This window comes from Glycomyces endophyticus (genome assembly GCF_039531525.1).
Classification (GTDB): domain Bacteria; phylum Actinomycetota; class Actinomycetes; order Mycobacteriales; family Micromonosporaceae; genus Glycomyces; species Glycomyces endophyticus.
The window spans coordinates 140,913-158,230 of record NZ_BAAAQF010000022.1; the positions used below are offsets into that span (position 1 = coordinate 140,913).

At 73.4% G+C, this 17,318-nt stretch carries 15 protein-coding genes; 7 read left to right on the forward strand and 8 right to left on the reverse strand.

The window, feature by feature from the left end; translation table 11 throughout:
• Positions 1–5: 5 nt before the first annotated feature.
• The 3 genes from ABD419_RS21325 to ABD419_RS21335 all read right to left on the reverse strand — a co-directional run bounded on the left by ABD419_RS21325 (position 6) and on the right by ABD419_RS21335 (position 1,853).
• The gene (locus tag ABD419_RS21325) at positions 6–506 is read right to left on the reverse strand and encodes a flavin reductase family protein (RefSeq protein ID WP_344490858.1); all 501 of its coding nucleotides are present in this window, start codon (positions 504–506) and stop codon (positions 6–8) included.
• The gene (locus ABD419_RS21330; protein ID WP_344490861.1) at positions 503–1,012 is read right to left on the reverse strand and encodes an NADPH-dependent FMN reductase; all 510 of its coding nucleotides are present in this window, start codon (positions 1,010–1,012) and stop codon (positions 503–505) included. The genes ABD419_RS21325 and ABD419_RS21330 overlap by 4 nt, the downstream gene beginning before the upstream one ends.
• A gap of 277 nt (positions 1,013–1,289) precedes the next feature.
• A complete protein-coding gene (locus tag ABD419_RS21335; RefSeq protein ID WP_344490864.1) occupies positions 1,290–1,853 on the reverse strand; it encodes a winged helix-turn-helix domain-containing protein in 564 nt (187 codons plus the stop codon).
• A 267-nt stretch (positions 1,854–2,120) separates the two neighbouring features.
• On the opposite strand from ABD419_RS21335, the gene ABD419_RS21340 reads away from it, so the two are divergent.
• Positions 2,121–2,576, forward strand: a complete 456-nt coding sequence (locus tag ABD419_RS21340) for an RrF2 family transcriptional regulator (RefSeq protein WP_344490867.1) — start codon at positions 2,121–2,123, stop codon at positions 2,574–2,576.
• Between the two features lie 121 nt (positions 2,577–2,697).
• The gene (gene egtA / locus ABD419_RS21345; protein WP_344490869.1) at positions 2,698–3,921 is read left to right on the forward strand and encodes an ergothioneine biosynthesis glutamate--cysteine ligase EgtA; all 1,224 of its coding nucleotides are present in this window, start codon (positions 2,698–2,700) and stop codon (positions 3,919–3,921) included.
• 106 nt (positions 3,922–4,027) lie between these two features.
• Here the strand turns inward: egtA and ABD419_RS21350 are convergent, their stop codons facing one another.
• From ABD419_RS21350 to ABD419_RS21365, 4 genes are all read right to left on the reverse strand, one after another.
• Positions 4,028–4,567: a hypothetical protein gene (locus tag ABD419_RS21350; RefSeq protein WP_344490871.1), complete on the reverse strand. Its 540-nt coding sequence runs from the start codon at positions 4,565–4,567 to the stop codon at positions 4,028–4,030.
• An 86-nt stretch (positions 4,568–4,653) separates the two neighbouring features.
• Entirely contained in the window at positions 4,654–5,328 is a 675-nt protein-coding gene (locus ABD419_RS21355) for a response regulator (RefSeq protein ID WP_344490874.1), read from the reverse strand.
• Positions 5,325–7,871, reverse strand: a complete 2,547-nt coding sequence (locus tag ABD419_RS21360; protein ID WP_344490876.1) for a sensor histidine kinase — start codon at positions 7,869–7,871, stop codon at positions 5,325–5,327. The genes ABD419_RS21355 and ABD419_RS21360 overlap by 4 nt, the downstream gene beginning before the upstream one ends.
• A 76-nt stretch (positions 7,872–7,947) precedes the next feature.
• Positions 7,948–9,129: an ROK family transcriptional regulator gene (locus ABD419_RS21365; protein WP_344490878.1), complete on the reverse strand. Its 1,182-nt coding sequence runs from the start codon at positions 9,127–9,129 to the stop codon at positions 7,948–7,950.
• A gap of 304 nt (positions 9,130–9,433) precedes the next feature.
• On the opposite strand from ABD419_RS21365, the gene ABD419_RS21370 reads away from it, so the two are divergent.
• The 4 genes from ABD419_RS21370 to ABD419_RS21385 all read left to right on the forward strand — a co-directional run bounded on the left by ABD419_RS21370 (position 9,434) and on the right by ABD419_RS21385 (position 14,412).
• Complete coding sequence (locus ABD419_RS21370; RefSeq protein ID WP_344490881.1) at positions 9,434–10,846, forward strand: ABC transporter substrate-binding protein; 1,413 nt, start codon at positions 9,434–9,436, stop codon at positions 10,844–10,846.
• A 111-nt stretch (positions 10,847–10,957) separates the two neighbouring features.
• Complete coding sequence (locus tag ABD419_RS21375) at positions 10,958–11,938, forward strand: carbohydrate ABC transporter permease (RefSeq protein ID WP_344490884.1); 981 nt, start codon at positions 10,958–10,960, stop codon at positions 11,936–11,938.
• On the forward strand, positions 11,938–13,038 hold the full coding sequence (locus tag ABD419_RS21380) for a carbohydrate ABC transporter permease (RefSeq protein WP_344490886.1): 1,101 nt from the start codon (positions 11,938–11,940) through the stop codon (positions 13,036–13,038). Before ABD419_RS21375 ends, ABD419_RS21380 begins: the two co-directional genes overlap by 1 nt.
• Before the next feature lie 21 nt (positions 13,039–13,059).
• Positions 13,060–14,412: a GH1 family beta-glucosidase gene (locus ABD419_RS21385; protein ID WP_344490889.1), complete on the forward strand. Its 1,353-nt coding sequence runs from the start codon at positions 13,060–13,062 to the stop codon at positions 14,410–14,412.
• 43 nt (positions 14,413–14,455) lie between these two features.
• Here ABD419_RS21385 and ABD419_RS21390 read toward each other — a convergent pair whose 3' ends face one another.
• Positions 14,456–15,481 (reverse strand): LacI family DNA-binding transcriptional regulator, encoded by a 1,026-nt coding sequence (locus tag ABD419_RS21390; RefSeq protein WP_344490892.1) that lies wholly within the window; start codon positions 15,479–15,481, stop codon positions 14,456–14,458.
• 171 nt (positions 15,482–15,652) lie between these two features.
• Between ABD419_RS21390 and ABD419_RS21395 the strand changes: the two genes are divergently transcribed.
• Complete coding sequence (locus tag ABD419_RS21395) at positions 15,653–17,290, forward strand: glycoside hydrolase family 13 protein (protein WP_344490895.1); 1,638 nt, start codon at positions 15,653–15,655, stop codon at positions 17,288–17,290.
• Positions 17,291–17,318 lie beyond the last annotated feature (28 nt).

Consider the following 17,318-nt stretch of genomic DNA (forward strand, 5'->3'; position numbering starts at 1 on the left):
GGAGGTCAGTCGAGCGGGGCGGCGGCGCAGTAGCCGCCCGCGTGGTACACCAGCGGCTCGTGGTCGGCCCCGGGGGAGGCGCCGACCACCAGGGCCAGGACGATGTGGTGGTCGCCGGCCGGGATGCGGTCGGTGACGACCGCGCGCAGGTGCGCGGGGGCGTCGGCGAGCACGGGCTCGCCGGTGTCCAGCCGCGACCACGCGGTGCCCGCGAACCGGTCGATGCCGCTGGTGGCGAACCGGGTCGCGATGGCGTGCTGCTCGGCGGCGAGGAAGTTCACGGTGAGGCTGGCGGTCTCGCGGATCGCCGGCCACGCCGAGGAGCCCGACGCGATCGCGAAGGACACCAGCGGCGGGTCGAGCGAGACCGAGGTGAGCGAGGTGGCGGTGAACCCGGCCGGGCCGTCCCCGGGGTCGGCGAGCACCACGGTGACGCCGGCGGGGTGGGCGCGGAACAGGGACCGGAACGAGGCCGCCTCGACGCCGGCGTGCAGCTGCGTGCTCATGCCGCCGCCCCCGCCCGCAGCGCCGGCAGGTGCGCGCCGGTCCACTTCGCCAGGTGCGCGTCCAGTTCGGGGAGCTCGTTCTCCCGCAGGGTGAGCGAGGGGACGGGCAGGCTCGCGCCGAGCTCGGCCAGGACCGGGCGCAGCTGGAGGTCGGCGAGGAACCGGTGCTCGGCGGAGGCCGCGATCGTCACCGGGACCGCGACGGCGCCGTCGAGGGCGCCGGGCGGGAGCTGGTCGAGGAAGAGCTTGAGCAGGCCGGTGAAGGAGGCCTTGTAGACGGGGGTGCCCACGACGACCACGTCCGCGGCGCGGAGGCGGGCGAGGGCGTGGTCGAAGCCGTCGTGCGGCGGCTCGATCCCGTCGAGGTAGAGCTCGGCGAGGTCGGTCGAGGCGGTCGGCGCCCCGGGGCCGGCCACGGCCGCGGCCAGGGCCTCGGCGGTGGTCAGCGTGCGCGAGAGGCGCTTCGGGTTGCCGACCACTGCGGTCACGGTGAAGGTGTCGGTCACGGTGCGGTCCTTCCGGTGGGGAGGGTGCGGGGGCACGCCGCTGGAGGGCGTGCTGGAACAGGGCTCTGCGCCCGTGGGGGATCGGCCTCGGAGCGGCCGGGTGGAGGTGCGCGGGGTCGGGAGCGGCCCTCGGGGGGCGGGTCCCGACTACGGCATTCGGGGTCGACAGAGGGCGCTGGCGGCGCGCATCTGGTCGATCTCGCGCCGCCGCGTCAGCAGGCCGGCGGTCGTCATGAGGACAACACTACCAGTATTCCTATAGAAATACTAGGATATCTTAGATGGTGAGAAGCCGGTCCGCGCCGGACCCGGCCGGGGCGGTCCGGTACTCCACGTCGCGGCTGCGCGTGAACCGGTAGCCGACCCCGCGGACGGTCACCACCAGCGCGTCGAACTCGGCGAGCTTGGCGCGCAGGCGCCGCACGTGGACGTCGACGGTGCGGCCCGGCAGGCCCGTGTCCGGTGTGTCCCAGACGTACTGGAGGAGTTCGGTGCGGGTGTGGACCATCCCGGGATGGCGGGCCAGGAAGGCGAGGAGCTCGAACTCCAGGCGGGTCAGCGGGACGACCTCGCCGTGGACGGTGACCTCGCGGCCGGCGGTGTCGATCACGAGCGCGGGCGCCGGGACCGGGGCCTCGGGCGCCGGCTCGGGCGCGGCCGGCGGCGCCCCCTCGGCGGTGACGGCGACCCGCCCGCCCCCCTGCGCGAGCACTCCGAGCGCCGCGGTGAGGCGGCGCGCCAGGCGCGGGTCGTCGGCGGGGATCTCAACGGTGACGGTGATGACGGCGGTGCCCGCGCGGCGGTGGGCCGGCGGGCGGGTGCGGGTCTGGACGGGAGTCATGGCGGCGCCTTCGTTCGTTCTCGACAGAGGATTCCGGGACGGGCGGGCGTCGTCGGGTGGTGCGGATTCAGCGCACCCCCGCGGCGGCGCCGCCCGGGCGACACAGCGCGGAATCGGAACGCGCGAAATCGATGTGGCGCCTCTTGGTCCACCTCGGTCTCACCGGTTCGCTGGTGCGGTTCACGCCGACAGCATATCCTATCTATCAAGTAGGATTCAAGTACACGTTCCCGTTCGCCCCAGTTCACGAGAAGGGAGCCGCCTGCCATGCAGGTCTCCGCTCGCGGCGAGTACGCCGTCCGCATCGCCGTCACGCTCGCCACCGGCCATCCGCGCACCGTCTCCGCCAGCTCGCTCGCCGCCGCGCAGGCCCTGCCGCGCAAGTTCGCGGAGGTGATCCTCGGCGACCTGCGCCGGGCCGGCCTCGTCGACAGCGCGCGCGGGGTGGAGGGCGGCTACCGGCTCTCGCGCGACCCCGAGGAGGTCTCGGTGGGGGAGGTGCTGCGCGCCGTCGACGGCCCCCTCTCCGGGGTCCGCGGCCGCCGCCCCGAGGAGACGAGCTACGAAGGGGCCGCGGTGAACCTGCCGCGGCTGTGGGTCGCCGCGCGGGCCGCGGTGCGCTCGGTCCTCGACGAGGTCTCCCTGGCCCAGGCCGCGTCCGGGGAGTTCCCGGTCCGCGTCAACGAGCTCACCGACGCCGACGAGGCCTGGATGCCGCGGTAGTCCACTTCGCCCGGTTGCGGTTGCGCTGATCGCCCGCGGGCCGTACCATCCACATATCCTATAGATCCGATAGGAATACTCGCACGGGCCGACGGCCCGCCGCCTCAGACGAGGAGACCGCATGTCCGACGCCACGCTCCGCGACCGCACCACCGCGCCCCTCACCGAGGACGAGGCGTTCGAGCGCATCGCCTCCCGGGCCTTCGAGCCCGTCGCCCCCGCCCGCGTCGGCGCCGAGGTCGAGTGGCACCTCACCAGCACCGCCGACCGGCGCCGCCGCCCCGACCCCGAGTCCGTCACCGCCCTGCTCGGGGTCCGGGACGCCCTGCCGCGATGTACCCGGCTCAGCTTCGAGCCCGGCGGCGCCCTCGAGCTGAGCACCAGGCCCGCGGGCCTGCGCGAGTGCTTCGACGAGCTCGAGGCTGACCGCGCCCGCGTCACCGCCGCGCTCGCCGCCGAGGGCCTGGAGCTCATCGGCCTCGGCCTCGACCCGGTCCGCCTGCCCCGCAGGGTGATCCGCAGCCCCCGCTACCAGGCCATGGAGGAGCTGTTCGACCAGGACGGCCGCGCCGGGCGCTGGATGATGGCGAACACCGCCTCCGTCCAGGTCTGCCTCGACACCGGGCACGACGGGTCCGGCCCGCACGGCCTCGCCGAGCGCTGGGCCCTGGCCCACCGCCTCGCCCCCGTCCTCATCGCCGCGTTCGCGAACTCCCCGCTGCGCCGCGGCGAGCCGAGCCTGTGGCGCTCCACCCGCCAGCACGTGTGGACCGCGATCGACCCCACCCGCGCCCGCCCCGTCCCGCCCGGCGACCCCCGCGAGGCCTGGGCCCGCTACGCCCTCGACGCCCGCGTCATGGCCGTGCGCGGCCCCGGCCGCTGGACCGTCCCCCGCGGCCTCACCTTCCGCGACTGGCTCCACGCCGTCCACCTGCGCCCGCCCACCCGCGAGGACCTCGACTACCACCTGACGACCCTGTTCCCGCCCGTGCGCCCCCGCGGCCGCTACCTCGAACTGCGCATGATCGACGCCCAGCCCGGCCCCGACTGGATCGTCCCCGTCGCCCTCGCCGCGACCCTCCTCGACCACCCCGCGGCCGCCGCTGCCGCAACCGCGGCCCTCGAACCGCTCTGGCACGGCGCCACCGCCGCCGACCTCTACCTCCGCGCCGCCACCGCCGCCCTCCGCGACGGCCCCATCGCCGCCGCCGCCCTCGCCTGCTTCACCGCCGCCCGCGACGCCCAGCCCGACCCCCGCCTCGCCGCCGCCCTCGACCGCCACACCACCGCCTACGTCGCCCGCTGCCGCACCCGCGCCGACGACCTGGTCCCCGACCCCCGCTGAACCGCGCACCGCGGCCCGACTCCCCGTGCAGCGCAACGGGCGACCGGCCGCGCCTCACCGTCGACCTCGCCGAGTCCGGCGGGCAGACCGTGGCCGCGACGATCGGCTACTGACGGGCGGGGGAGCGGCGCAGCCACTCCGCGCCCAGGAGCGCGGCGACCGCGGCGAGGACCAGGAGGGCGGTCTCGACCGGGCCGTACCAGGACGGCACGCCGTCGCGCACGTACTCGGCGACCCACGCGTCGGCCTCGGAGGCGGCCGCGACCGCGAACCGCCAGTCGAGGTCGAAGACCCCGGGGACGACCGCGAGCGCGATCGCGAGGAGCGTGGCGGCCATGGCGAACCGGACGGGGCGCCGGCCCCGGTCGGCGAGGACCGCGGCGGCGGCGAACAGGAGCGCGAACACGATCGACCCGGCGACCGCCAGCCAGTACGGCCCGTACCAGGCGACCGGCGCGAACTGCTCGCACGCGGCGGTGAAGCCCGGGTTCTGCTCGGACCGGCAGCCGGCGCCCGAGTCCGCGGTGAAGTCCGCGTACAGGGCGAGCTTCGCGACCCCAACGGCCAGGAACAGCACCGCCGCCGCCCACAGCGCCACCGCCGCCCGCGACCCCGCCTGCTCCCCGATGCGCTCCGACGCACTCATGTCCCGCTCCGCTCTCTCGGTGAGCACCCCACTCTAGGAGCGCCGTGCCGCCCCCGCGGACCGGGACCTCCGGTCCACTGTGCCCCCTACGGCCGGAACCGGTACCCCATCCCGGGTTCGGTGAGCAGGTGCACCGGGCGGGCCGGGTCCGCTTCGAGCTTGCGGCGCAGCTGGGCCATGTACTGGCGCAGGTAGTTCGTCTCGCGGTCGTAGTTGGGGCCCCACACGCGGTGGAGGAGCTCGCGCTGGCTCACCAGCTTGCCCGGGTTGCGCAGCAGCACTTCGAGGAGCTGCCACTCGGTCGGGGTCAGGCGCACCTCGTCGCCGTCCTTGCGGACCTCCCGCGCCGCCAGGTCCACCGTGACCGGGCCGATCGCCGTCACCGGCGAGTCCGAGCCCGGACCCGAGCGGCGCGTCGCGGCGCGGACGCGCGCGAGCAGCTCGCCGATGTCGAACGGCTTGGTCACGTAGTCGTCCGCGCCCGCGTCCAGGGCCGCGATCTTCTCGGCGCTCGCGGCCCGGCCCGACAGGACCAGGATCGGCGCCTTCGACCAGCCGCGCAGGCCCTCGATGACCTCCGAGCCGTCCATGTCCGGCAGCCCCAGGTCCAGCACCACCAGGTCCGGCACGACCGCCGCCGCGGCCCGCAGCGCCTGCGCGCCGTCGGCCGCGGTCGTCACCTCGTACCCGTGCGCCGACAGGTTGATCCGCAACGCCCGCGCGATCTGCGGCTCGTCGTCCACCACCAGGACCTTGATCACTCGGCACCCTCTCCGTCGGACGCCGCGATCCGCAGCGCCAGCACCATCGTCAGCCCGCCGCCGGGAGTCGCCTCCGCGGTCAGCGTGCCGCCCATCGCCTCGGCCAGGCCGCGCGAGAGCGCCAGCCCCAGGCCGACGCCCGTCGTGTTGTCCCGGTCCCCGAGCCGCTGGAACGGGCGGAACATGATCTCGCGGTCCTCGTCGGGGACGCCCGGCCCGCGGTCGACCACGCGCAGCTCGACCGCGGGGCCGTGGATGCCCGCGGTCACCCGCGGCGGCACGTCCTCGGGGCTGAACCGCAGCGAGTTCGCGATGACGTTCACCAGGATCCGCTGGAGCAGGCCCGGATCGGCCAGCACCTCCGGCAGGTCCGGGGCCACGTCGAGGCGCACGTCCGCCGCGGGCTCCCCGATCTCGTCGAGCGCCCACGGCACCGCCTCGTCCAGCGCGATCGGCACCGGGTCCGCACCCAGCACGCCCGCCTGGAGCCGGCTCATGTCCAGCAGGTTGTCCACCAGGCCCGTCAGGCGCGCCAGCGACTGCTCGGCCGAGTCCAGCAGCTCCTCGCGCTCACCGGGCGTGAACAGCTCCCCGGTGGACTTCAGGCTCGACACCGACACCCGCGCCGACGCCAAAGGCGTGCGCAGGTCGTGCGAGACCGCCGCCAGCAGCGCCGTCCGCAGCTTGTCCGCGTCCGTCAGCCGCTGCACCGTCGCCGCCTGCCGCTCCAGGCGCTCGCGCTCCAGCGCCGCGGCCGCGTGCATCGCGAACGCCTGCGCGATCCGCCGGTCCGCCGCCTCCAGCGTGTGCCCGCGCAGGGCCATCGCCAGCTCGTCGTCGATCGGCAGGTCGTTCTCGGCCGCGCCCGGCGACCCGCATGCCGCCCCCGCGTGCGCGACCACCCGCCACGCCCGCGGATCGCGCCGCTCGTCCGGGCCCGCGCCCGGCTCGCTCCGCTCCAGCAGCGTCACCGATTCGAGCCCGAACGTCTCGCGCAGCTGCTCCAGGAGGTCGTCGAGGCGGCTCCCGCCGCGCAGCACGTTGCCCGCCAGGGTCGCCAGGGTCTGCGCCTCCGCGCTGGCCCGCGCCGCCAGGCGCGCCCGCGCGGCCGACAGGTTCACCACCGCCGCCCCACCCAGCGCCAGGGCCACGAAGATGACCAGGGCGATCAGCTGCTCCCGGTCGTGGATCTTCAACTCGTAGTAGGGGGTCGCGAAGAAGTAGTTGAGGAGGAAGAACCCCAGCAGCGCCCCCAGCAGCGCCGGCCACATGCCGCCGGTCAGCGTCAACGCCATGACCGCGGTGAGGACGATGAGGATCATCGTCGTCAGCGACAGCTCCTCGTGGAAGGGGATGAGCACCACCACCAGCGCGGGGATGCCCAGGAACGCCAGGCCGATCCCGAGCCGCCGCCGGGCCGCGCCGATCAGGTACCGCCCCGACCGGGCCCGCTTGACCGGGGCCACGCGCTCGTGGCTGACCAGGTGCACGTCGATCTTCCCCGACCGGGCCGTGGTCGTGACGCCGACGCCGCGCGAGATCGCCTGCGCGAACCGGCCCCGCCGCGACGCCCCCAGCACCAGCTGGGTCGCGTTGGCGCCCTGCGCGAACTCCAGCAGCGCGTCCGGGATCGAGTCGCCCACCACCTGGTGGTACGAGCCGCCGAGCGCCTCAACGAGGTTGCGCTGGCGGGCGAGGTTCCGCGCCGACTTCGCGCTGGTGAGCCCGTCGCCGGACGCCACGTACACGGCCTTGAGGTCCGCGCCCCCGGATCGCGCGGCGATGCGCGCGGCCCGGCGGATGAGCGTGTCGCCCTCGTCGCCGCCCGACAGCGCCACGACGACGCGCTCCTTGGACTCCCACACCGCGGTGATGTGCTGCGCCGCCCGGTACGCCTCCAGCTGGTCCTCGACCTTGTCGGCCAGCCACAGCAGCGCGATCTCCCGCAGCGCCGTCAGGTTCCCCACCCGGAAGTAGTTGGCGAGGGCCGCGTCCACCTTCTCCGGCGGGTACACGTTCCCGTGGACCATCCTGCGCCGCAACGCCTCCGGGGTGATGTCGGCCAGCTCCACCTGGTCGGCGCGCCGCACCACCTCATCGGGCACGGTCTCCCGCTGCGGCACCCCGGTGATCTGGGCGACCACATCGTTGAGCGATTCGAGGTGCTGCACGTTCACCGTGGAGATGACGTCGACGCCTGCGTCCAGGAGCTCGTCGATGTCCTGCCAGCGCTTCTCGTTGCGCGACCCGGGCACGTTCGAGTGCGCGAGCTCGTCGACGAGCGCGACCGCGGGCGCGCGGCGGATGACCGCGTCCACGTCGAACTCCTCGAAGACCGCCCCGCGGTACTCGATGGTCCGGCGCGGCACGGTCTCGAGGCCGCCGGTCAGCTCGGCGGTGGCGCCGCGCCCGTGGGTCTCGACGTAGCCGATGACGACGTCGGTCCCGCGGGCGGCGCGGCGGTGGGCCTCCTCGAGCGCGGTGTAGGTCTTCCCGACGCCGGGGGCCGCGCCGAGGTAGATCCTGAGTTGTCCACGTGGCACCTGCTAATCATTCACGCGTTTCGCCGGATCGGCCGTCAAGAACGCGTCAAAGGTGTCAGGGCCCGCTCCGGGCGGGTCAGGCGCCGCCGAGGAACTGGGCGATGACGGGGGTCGCGGCGCCCTTGGCGACGGCGTCGGGGCCGAGGAGGCCGGGGACGACGCGGGCGCTGGCGAAGGGCTGCTTGAGGGCGTATTCGCCGGTGGCGGCGGTGATGTCGTCGAGGTGGCGGCCGGCGAGCATGAGGCCGGCCCAGCCGCCGATGACGATGAGTTCGGGGTTGAACAGGTTGAGGAGGTCGGCGAGTCCGGCCCCGAGGTACTGGACGGTGGTGTCGACCACGGCGGCTGCCGCGGGGGAGGGGTCGTCGAGGAGGCGGGTGAGGGCGGCCTCCTCGCCGCCGGCGAGGTCGACGGCCCCGGCGGCGGCGAGGTAGCGGTCGAGGATGCCCTCGGCGCCGACGTACGCCTCCAGGCAGCCGCGGGAACCGCACCGGCAGGCGCGTCCGTCCACGCGCATGGTGGTGTGGCCCCATTCGCCGGCGCTGGAGCCGGCGCCGCGGTAGAGGGCGCCCTCGGCTATGACGCAGGAGCCGACGCCGGAGCCGATGAGGGCGATGATGGCGTTCTCGGCGCCGCGGCCGGCGCCGAACCACAGCTCGGCCTGGCCCAGGGTCATCGCGCCGTTCTCGACGTGGACGGGAAGGGGGTCGAGGCGGTCGGCGAGCAGGCGCCCCAGGGGGACCGCGTCCCAGCCGAACGCCTGGGCGTGGACGACGCCGTCGGGGCCGTACTCGACGATGCCGGGCACGGCGACGCCGACGCCGAGGACGGGGGCGCCCCCGGCGGCCGCCAGGACCTCCTTGACGCCGGCGGCGACGTGCTCGATGACGGTGGCCGGGTCGTGGCGGCCGGTCTCGAGCGCGTACCGGGCGGCGGCGCGGGCGGTGAGCTTGAGGTCGAGGAGCTCGACCTGGACGTGGGTCTCGCCGACGTCGACGCCGACGACGAGGGCGTGCCCGGGGTCGACGTCGAGGAGGATGTGGGGGCGGCCGCCGTCGGAGTCGACCTTCCCGGCCTCGCGGAGGATGCCCTCGGCCATGAGCTCGGCGGTGGCGTTGGAGACGGTGGCGGTGCTCAGGTTCGTGGCGGGGGCGAGGTCGCGGCGGGTGAGCGGGCCGTCGAAGTACAGCGTTCGCAGCAGGAGCATCCGGTTGCCCAGCTTGAGGTCGCGCGTGGTCATCCGCTTGGGGCGTTCCATCTGTCCACCACTCCGTGTCGTTACCTGTCCGGGACCATGCCGTTATTGCGGGGAGATTGACGGCACGTGTCAGCGTACTTAATCTAAGTCTTAACAGTAAGTCGTAGACCTACTGCTCCAGCCTACATCCGGGCCACCGCCCGGAGCGCGCCGAATTCGGGTCTCCCAAGGGCCCGGTCGGCGCAGGGGGGCATCTCCGCGCCATGTCGGAGAGCGCTCCCCGAACCCAGGATCCTCCGAACAGGACCTTCCGAAATCCCTCCCGGTCGCCGGCGTCCTCCGGCGGCCGCAGCAAGGAGCACCAATGAGGATCACACCTCCCCTCCGCGGCCGGGGCGCCGCAGCCGCCAAGGCCGCCGCCGTCGGCGGCGCCGCCCTCCTCGCCGCCACCGCCTGCCTCGACGGGGGCGGCTCCAGCGCCTCCGACAAGGTCGAGATCACCTGGTTCGTCGGCATGGGCGCGGGCTCGGACGCCCCGACCATCCCCGCCCAGGAAGCGGTCGTCGAGGCGTTCAACGCGAGCCAGGACGACATCGAGCTCGTCCTGGAGATCGTCGACGCCGACCAGGCCCCGAACATCCTCTCCACCCGCATCGCCACCGGCGACGCCCCCGACATCGTCGGCCCCATGGGCATCCGCGGCCGCTCCACCTTCCCCGGCGCCTGGCTCGACCTCACCCCGTACATCGAGGAAAACGAGTACGACCTCACCGACTTCGACCCCGCGCTGGTCGACTTCTACCGCATCGAGGAGGAGGGCCAGATCGGCCTGCCCTTCGCGGTCTTCCCGTCCTTCATGTACATCAACCTCGACCTGTTCGACGAGGCCGGACTGCCCTACCCGCCCCAGGAGTACGGCGCCCCCTACGTCGACGCCGACGGCGTCGAGCACGTCTGGGACATCGCGACCATGACCGAGCTCGCCAAGCAGCTCACCGTCGACGCCGAGGGCAACGACGCCACCAGCCCCGACTTCGACCCGGCGAACATCGTCCAGTTCGGCTTCGGCAACGTCTTCGCCGACATCCGCGCCCAGTCCACGCTCTTCGGCGCCGGGTCCCTCGTCGACGCCGAGGGCAACGCGCAGATCCCGGCCCACTGGGCCGAGGCCCAGCAGTGGTACTACGACGGCATGTGGACCGACCACTTCATCCCCAACGGCCCCTACGGCGACTCCGACATGCTCAACGCCGGCTCCTGGTTCGAGTCCGGCAACCTCGCCATGGGCTACACCCACCTGTGGTACGCCACCTGCTGCATGGCCGGGTTCGAAGGCACCTGGGACACCGCCGTCGCCCCGTCCTACGACGGCACCACCACCGCCAAGCTCCACGCCGACACCTTCTCCATCACCAAGGACACCGAGCACCCCGACGAGGCGTTCGAGGTGCTCACCCACCTGATCGGCGACGCCGCCGAGGAGCTCACCCAGACCTACGGCGGCATGCCCGCCCGCATCAGCCTCCAGGACGGGTACTTCGACCGCGTCGGCGCCGCCAACTTCGAGGGCCAGGACATCAACTGGGACGTCGCCGTCAACGGCATGACCTACGTCGACAACCCCTCCCACGAGGGCGGCATGCCGAACTTCCTGGAGTCCGAGGCGGTCCTCGCCGAGTACGCCACCAGGTTCAACCAGGAGGAGGGGCTCGACATCCCCACCGAGCTGGCGGCCCTCCAAGCCGACCTCCAGGCCGTCTTCGACGCCGCCGAGTAGCCGCGCACCCGAGGCCCGCGGCACCCCGGGCCTCGCCTCCCCGCCGGGCGGGCGCCACCCCGCCCGCCCGGCACCCACGCCTCCCTCCAAGCCTCTCGAAAGGCGACACCCATGTCCGGTTTCACCGACGCGGTCCTGACCGCGCGGCGGCGGAAAGGCGGCCGTCCCACCCGCCCCGCCGGGCCGATGCAGCGCCGCGAAGCGCGCTGGGGCTACGCGTTCATCAGCCCCTGGCTCATCGGCTTCGTCCTGTTCTGGGCCGTCCCCATCGGCGCGTCCCTCGTCTTCTCCACCCTGGACTTCCAGCTCACCGACCCCGACGCGACCAGCTTCGTCGGCACCTCCAACTGGGAGCGGGCCCTGTCCGACCCCGACACCTGGACCGCGCTCGCCGCGACCTTCCGCTTCACCGTGCTGTTCCTGCCGCTCAGCGTCGTCGTCGCCCTCGGGCTCGCGCTCCTGCTCAACTCCAAGCACCTGAAGTTCACCGGCTTCTTCCGGCTGCTGTTCTACGCGCCCTCGATGATCCCGCTCGTCGCCGGCGTCCTCATCTGGCAGCAGGTCCTCAACCCCCAGACCGGCTGGGTCAACCGGCTCATCGGCCTCAGCGGGATCGACGCCACCGGCACCGACGGCATCCGCTGGTTCGACAACCCGATCCTGGTCCTGTTCGCGTTCAGCTTCATCGGCTTGTGGGGCATCGGCAACGCCATGATGGTCAACCTCGCCGGCCTCCAGGGCATCCCCACCGAGCTCTACGAGGCCGCCGAGATCGACGGCGCCGGCTGGTGGCGGCGGCTGCGCAGCGTCACGCTGCCCATGCTGTCCCCGATCATCTTCTACAACCTGGTCATCGGATCGGTCGCGATCCTCCAGTACTTCGTCGTCCCGTGGGTCCTCTTCGGCGCCACCGGCCGGCCCGGCGGCGCCAGCCGCTTCCTGCTCGTGCACTTCTACCAGCAGGCCTTCGTGTTCGGCGACATGGGCTACGGCGCCGCCCTCGCCTGGCTCATCTTCATCCTCGTCGCCGTCTTCGCCGGCGTGCTCTTCGGCACCTCCCGGTACTGGGTCCACTACGGAACGGAGCGATAGTGACCGCCACCGCCACCGCGCGGCCCGCCGAGGCCGCCGACGCCCTCCCGCCCGCCGAGCGGGCCCTGCGCCGCCGTCGCCGCGGCATCACCGCCACCATCGTGACCACCCTCGGCGCGCTCCTGCTCGCCGTCGTGTTCCTCATGCCCCTGGGCTACGGCGCCGCCACCGCCCTTAAGGACAAGGACGGCGTCTCCGACCCCAACGCCAGCATCCTGCCCGTCTCGGCCCTCACCTTCGAGTACGAGGGCGAGGTCCACGACGTCTACGCCGTCCCCATGCCCGACGGCACCACCCGCGACCTCGCCCTCGTCGAGCCCGGCCGCGAGTCCAGCGTCTTCGTCGACCCCGAGGACCCCGGCGCCGGCACCCTCGAATGGGAGGGCCGCTGGCGCACCCTCGAACCGGTCACCGGCCTCAACCCCCAGTGGGGCAACTTCGGCGAAGCCTGGGACACCATCTCGTTCCTGCGCCTGACCGGCTGGACCCTCATGTACGCCCTGGTCACCATGGCCCTGACCGTGGTCTCCTCCGCGGTCGTCGCCTACGGCTTCGCCCGCTTCCGCTTCCCCGGGCGCGGCCTCCTCTTCGGCCTCCTCATGGCGACGATCCTGCTGCCCCCGGCGGTCACCCTCGTCCCCAAGTACGCCGTGTTCCTCCAGATGGGCTGGGTCGGCACCTACCTGCCGCTCATCGTCCCGCAGCTGTTCGCCAACGCCTTCAACGTGTTCCTGCTGCGCCAGTACTTCCTCACCATCCCCAGGGAGCTCGAGGAGGCCGCCCGCATCGACGGCGCCGGCCCGATCCGGACCTTCCTGCGCGTCATCGTCCCGCAGTCGGTCCCGGCGCTGACGGCCGTGAGCCTGTTCCACTTCTTCTACGCCTGGAACGACTTCTTCGAACCGCTGCTCTACCTCGCGGGCAACCGCGACATCGTCCCCATCGGCGTGGGCCTGAGCTACTTCAGCGGCGTCTACAACTCCGAGCCCCACCTCATCCTCGCCGCCTCGCTCCTGGCGCTGGCCCTGCCCGTCGCGATCTTCCTCGCGGCCCAGCGGGTCTTCGTCCAGGGGATCGTGGTCACCGGCGTGGACAAGTAATCCACCACCAAGGAGCACCGCATGAGCACCAGTCCCTTCCCCGACGGCTTCCTCTGGGGCGCCTCGACCGCCGCCTACCAGATCGAGGGCGCCGCCGCCGAGGGCGGCCGCGGACCGTCCATCTGGGACACCTTCGCCGCGACCCCCGGCAAGGTGAAGAACGGCGACACCGGCGACACCGCCTGCGACCACTACCACCGCTGGCGCGAGGACTTCGCCATCGCCGCCGACCTCGGCCTCAAGGCCTACCGCCTGTCGGTGTCGTGGGCCCGCATCCAGCCCGGCGGGCGCGGCGACCTCAACCCCGAGGCCGTCGCGTTCTACCGCGAGCAGCTCGCCGACCTGCGCGAGCGCGGCATCCGCTCGGCGGTGACCCTCTACCACTGGGACCTCCCGCAGGCCCTGGAGGACGAGGGCGGCTGGCCCGAGCGCGCCGTCGCCGAGTGCTTCGGCGACTACGCCACCCGCACCGCGCAGGCCCTGGGCGACCTCGTCGACGAGTGGATCCCGATCAACGAGGCCTGGTGCGCGGCGTTCCTCGGCTACCACGTGGGCGTCCACGCCCCCGGCCGCCAGGACCGCACCGCGGCCCTGCGGGCGGCCCACCACCTCAACGTCGCCCACGGCCTCGCCGTCGCCGCGATCCGCGAGCACGCCCCCGCGGGCAAAGTGGGCTCGGCGGTCATCATGACCGACATCGAGGCCGCCACCGACAAGCCCGAGGACGTGCGCGCCGCGCGCCTGTCCGACGGCGGCGGCAACCGCCTGTTCCTCGACCCGCTGTTCCGCGGCTCCTACCCCGAGGACATGCTCGCCCACTTCGCGCCCACCGGCGCGTTCGAGGCGGTCCGGCCCGGCGACATGGAGTCGATCGCCGCGCCCCTGGACTTCGTGGGCGTCAACCACTACCACCGCTTCGTCGTCGAGGCCGACCCCGCCGACGAGCACCTGGGCAACCGCAGCCTGCCCCCGCAGCACGCGGTGACCGCCTTCGGCTGGGAGATCCACCCCGAGAGCCTGCGGCGGGTCCTCACCCGACTGTCCACCGAGTACACCGACCTGCCGGTGTACATCACCGAGTCCGGCGCGTCCTTCGAGGACGCCGTGGCCGCCGACGGCTCGGTCGACGACGCCGACCGCGTCGACTACCTCGACGGCTACATGCGCGCGGCCGGCCGCGCGATCGAGCAGGGCGTCAACCTCCAGGGGTACTTCGTGTGGTCCCTGCTCGACAACTTCGAGTGGGCCGAGGGTTACTCCAAGCGCTTCGGCATCGTCCGCGTCGACTACGACACCCAGCGCCGCACGCCCAAGCGCAGCGCCGAGTGGTACCGGGACGTCATCGCCTCCAACGGCGCGTCCCTGAACTGGTGATACTCCCGGTCCGCGGGCTCTGCCGGGCCCCGCGGACCGGGCCTCACCGCCCCGGCGCCGGGCCGGCGGTGCCGCGCTCGATCAGCTTCACGTCCAAAGAGACCGCCCGCCCGGGGCGGTCCTTCCCCGCGAGGCGGTCCATCATGAGGCGGACCGCCTCGGCGGCCTTCCCCGGGAGGTCCTGGGCGACCGTGGTCAGCTTCGGGGTCACGTACACCGCGATCTCGGCGTTGTCGTACCCGACCACGGACACGTCCCCGGGCACCGAGCGCCCTTCGGCCGCAAGGCCCTCCAGGAGGCCGATCGCGAGGATGTCGGCGGTGGTGAACACCGCGGTGACCTCCGGGTGCTCGACGGCGAGCCGCCGCCCGTAGGCCAGGCCCGCCGCGTGCGTGGTCTCCACTTCGGACGCCAGCGCGGGGTCGAACGCGATCCCGGCCTCCGCCAGGACCTTCCGGTACCCCTCGAAGCGCTGGCGCACGACGCCGGTGTCGGAGAACGCGGGGCCGGCGAAGGCGATCCGGCGGTGCCCGAGCCCGATGAGGTGGCGGGCGGCGAGCTCGGCGCCGCCGAAGTCGTCGGAGCGGACCTCCAGGGCGAGCGGGTTCTCCGAGTAGGAGTCCATGGCGACCAGGGCCACGTCGCCGACGTCGGCGGCGGTGAGCCGGTCGATGACGACGTCGTTGAAGCCCAGGAGGACCGCGCCGTCGAGGTTCCACGACCGCAGGGCCTCGGTGATCTCGCCGCCGCGGGAGATCCCGCGCAGCATGAGGTGGTAGTCCAGGCGCCGCAGCTCGCGCTCGAGCATGCCGACGACCTCGACGGTGTGGGGGTCGATGGTCAGGCTCGACTCGCCGACGGCGGGGACGAGGAGCCCGACCAGGCGCGAGGAGCGGGCCGCGAGGCTGCGCGCGGAGGCGCTGGGGACGTAGCCGCGCTCCTTGACGATGCGCATGATCCGCTCGCGCGTGGCCGCGGAGACGCGGGCCTCCTTCCCGTTGACCACGTTGGACACGGTCATGAGGCTGACGCCGGCCTCCGCCGCGATGTCCTTCAGCGTGACGCCCAAGAGGGCTCCTTCCATCAAGCAAGCGGATGCCGGTACCCCGCCGTTGACAAGTGTGACATCCAAGAGCTAAGCTTCCGGCCAAGGTATAGCGCTAAACCTAGCATGTACAGGGCGTTCACCATGCCCTGACCCCCTCCCTAGGCCGCGCTCGACGCACGAACGGAGCCACCTTTGCAATCGCGACAGCAGCCCCAGTCCGCCCCCGAGTGGTGGCGGAACGCGGTGATCTACCAGGTCTACCCGCGCAGCTTCGCGGACGCCGACGGCGACGGCACCGGCGACCTCGCCGGCGTGCGCGAGCGCCTGCCCTACCTCGCCGCCCTCGGCGTCGACGCGCTCTGGTTCACCCCCTGGTACCGCTCGCCGCAGGCCGACGGCGGCTACGATGTCGCCGACTACCGCGAGATCGACCCCGCCTTCGGCACCCTCGCCGACGCCGAGGCCCTCATCGCCGACGCCAACGCGCTCGGCATCCGCACCATCGTCGACGTCGTCCCCAACCACGTCTCCTCCGAGCACGCCTGGTTCCAGGAGGCCCTCGCCGCCGCCCCCGGCGACCCCGCCCGCGACCGGTTCTGGTTCCGCGACGGCAAGGGCCCCGGCGGCGACGAGATGCCCACCCGCTGGACCTCCAGCTTCAGCGGCGACACCTGGACCCGCACCGCCGGCCCCGACGGCGAGCCCGGCCAGTGGTACCTCCACCTGTTCGCCCCCGAGCAGCCCGACCTCAACTGGAACCACCCCGACGTCGTCGCCGAGCACGAGGCCGTCCTGCGCTTCTGGTACGACCGCGGCGTCGCCGGCATCCGCATCGACTCCGCGGCCCTCATCGCCAAGGACCCCGAGCTCCCCGAGGTCGGCGCCCACCACGAGCCCGGCCAGCACCCCCACCTCGACCGCGACGAGCTCCACGACGTCTACCGCGGCTGGCGCAAGGTCGCCGACTCCTACGGCGGCGACCGCCTCCTGGTCGGCGAGGTCTGGCTCGAGGACACCGAGCGGTTCGTGCGCTACCTGCGCGGCGACGAGATGCACATGGCGTTCAACTTCGACTTCATGACCCGCCCCTGGGACGCCGCGGCGCTCGAGCGGTCGATCCGCTCCACCCTCGCCGCCCACGACGGCATCGGCGCCCCGGCCACCTGGGTCCTGTCCAACCACGACGTCACCCGGCCCGTCACCCGCTACGGCCGCGAGGACTCCTCGTTCGCGTTCGCCGCCAAGCGCTTCGGCACCCCCACCGACCTCGCCCTCGGCGCCCGCCGCGCCCGCGCCGCGGCCCTGCTCACCGCCGCCCTCCCCGGCGTCCTCTACGTCTACCAGGGCGACGAGCTGGGCCTGCCCGAGGTCGAGGACCTCCCCGAGGGCGCCCGCGAGGACCCCATGCACTTCCGCTCCGGCGGCGTCGACCCCGGCCGCGACGGCTGCCGCGTCCCCCTGCCGTGGACCGCCGAGGGCGACACCTTCGGCTTCAACGCGAACGGCGCCGCCCCCTGGCTGCCCCAGCCCGCCGGCTGGGGGACCCGCGCCGCCGACCTCCAGGAAGCCGACCCCGGCTCCTTCCTGGCCCTGTACCGCGACGCGATCCGTCTGCGCCGCACCGAACCCGCACTGCGAGGCGACGGGTTCGCCTGGCTCGACACCGCGCCCGGCACCCTCGCGTTCCGGCGCGGGACCGACCTGACCTGCGTCGTCAACTTCGGCGACGCCCCCGCGGCACTGCCCGCCCACACCGAGGTGCTGCTCGCCAGCGCCCCGACCGGCGACGGCCGCCTGCCCGGCGACGCCGCCGCGTGGCTGCGGGACTGACCGCGACCCCTCTCACCACCCGCAATGG

Excerpts from the sequence above, each read along its gene's own strand:
- egtA (WP_344490869.1), top strand. The coding sequence starts at position 2,698 with ATGTCCGACGCCACGCTCCGCGACCGCACCACCGCGCCCCTCACCGAG.
- ABD419_RS21370 (WP_344490881.1), top strand. The coding sequence starts at position 9,434 with ATGAGGATCACACCTCCCCTCCGCGGCCGGGGCGCCGCAGCCGCCAAG.
- ABD419_RS21335 (WP_344490864.1), bottom strand. The coding sequence starts at position 1,853 with ATGACTCCCGTCCAGACCCGCACCCGCCCGCCGGCCCACCGCCGCGCG.
- ABD419_RS21365 (WP_344490878.1), bottom strand. The coding sequence starts at position 9,129 with ATGGAACGCCCCAAGCGGATGACCACGCGCGACCTCAAGCTGGGCAAC.
- ABD419_RS21340 (WP_344490867.1), top strand. The coding sequence starts at position 2,121 with ATGCAGGTCTCCGCTCGCGGCGAGTACGCCGTCCGCATCGCCGTCACG.
- ABD419_RS21350 (WP_344490871.1), bottom strand. The coding sequence starts at position 4,567 with ATGAGTGCGTCGGAGCGCATCGGGGAGCAGGCGGGGTCGCGGGCGGCG.
- ABD419_RS21375 (WP_344490884.1), top strand. The coding sequence starts at position 10,958 with ATGTCCGGTTTCACCGACGCGGTCCTGACCGCGCGGCGGCGGAAAGGC.
- ABD419_RS21325 (WP_344490858.1), bottom strand. The coding sequence starts at position 506 with ATGAGCACGCAGCTGCACGCCGGCGTCGAGGCGGCCTCGTTCCGGTCC.
- ABD419_RS21385 (WP_344490889.1), top strand. The coding sequence starts at position 13,060 with ATGAGCACCAGTCCCTTCCCCGACGGCTTCCTCTGGGGCGCCTCGACC.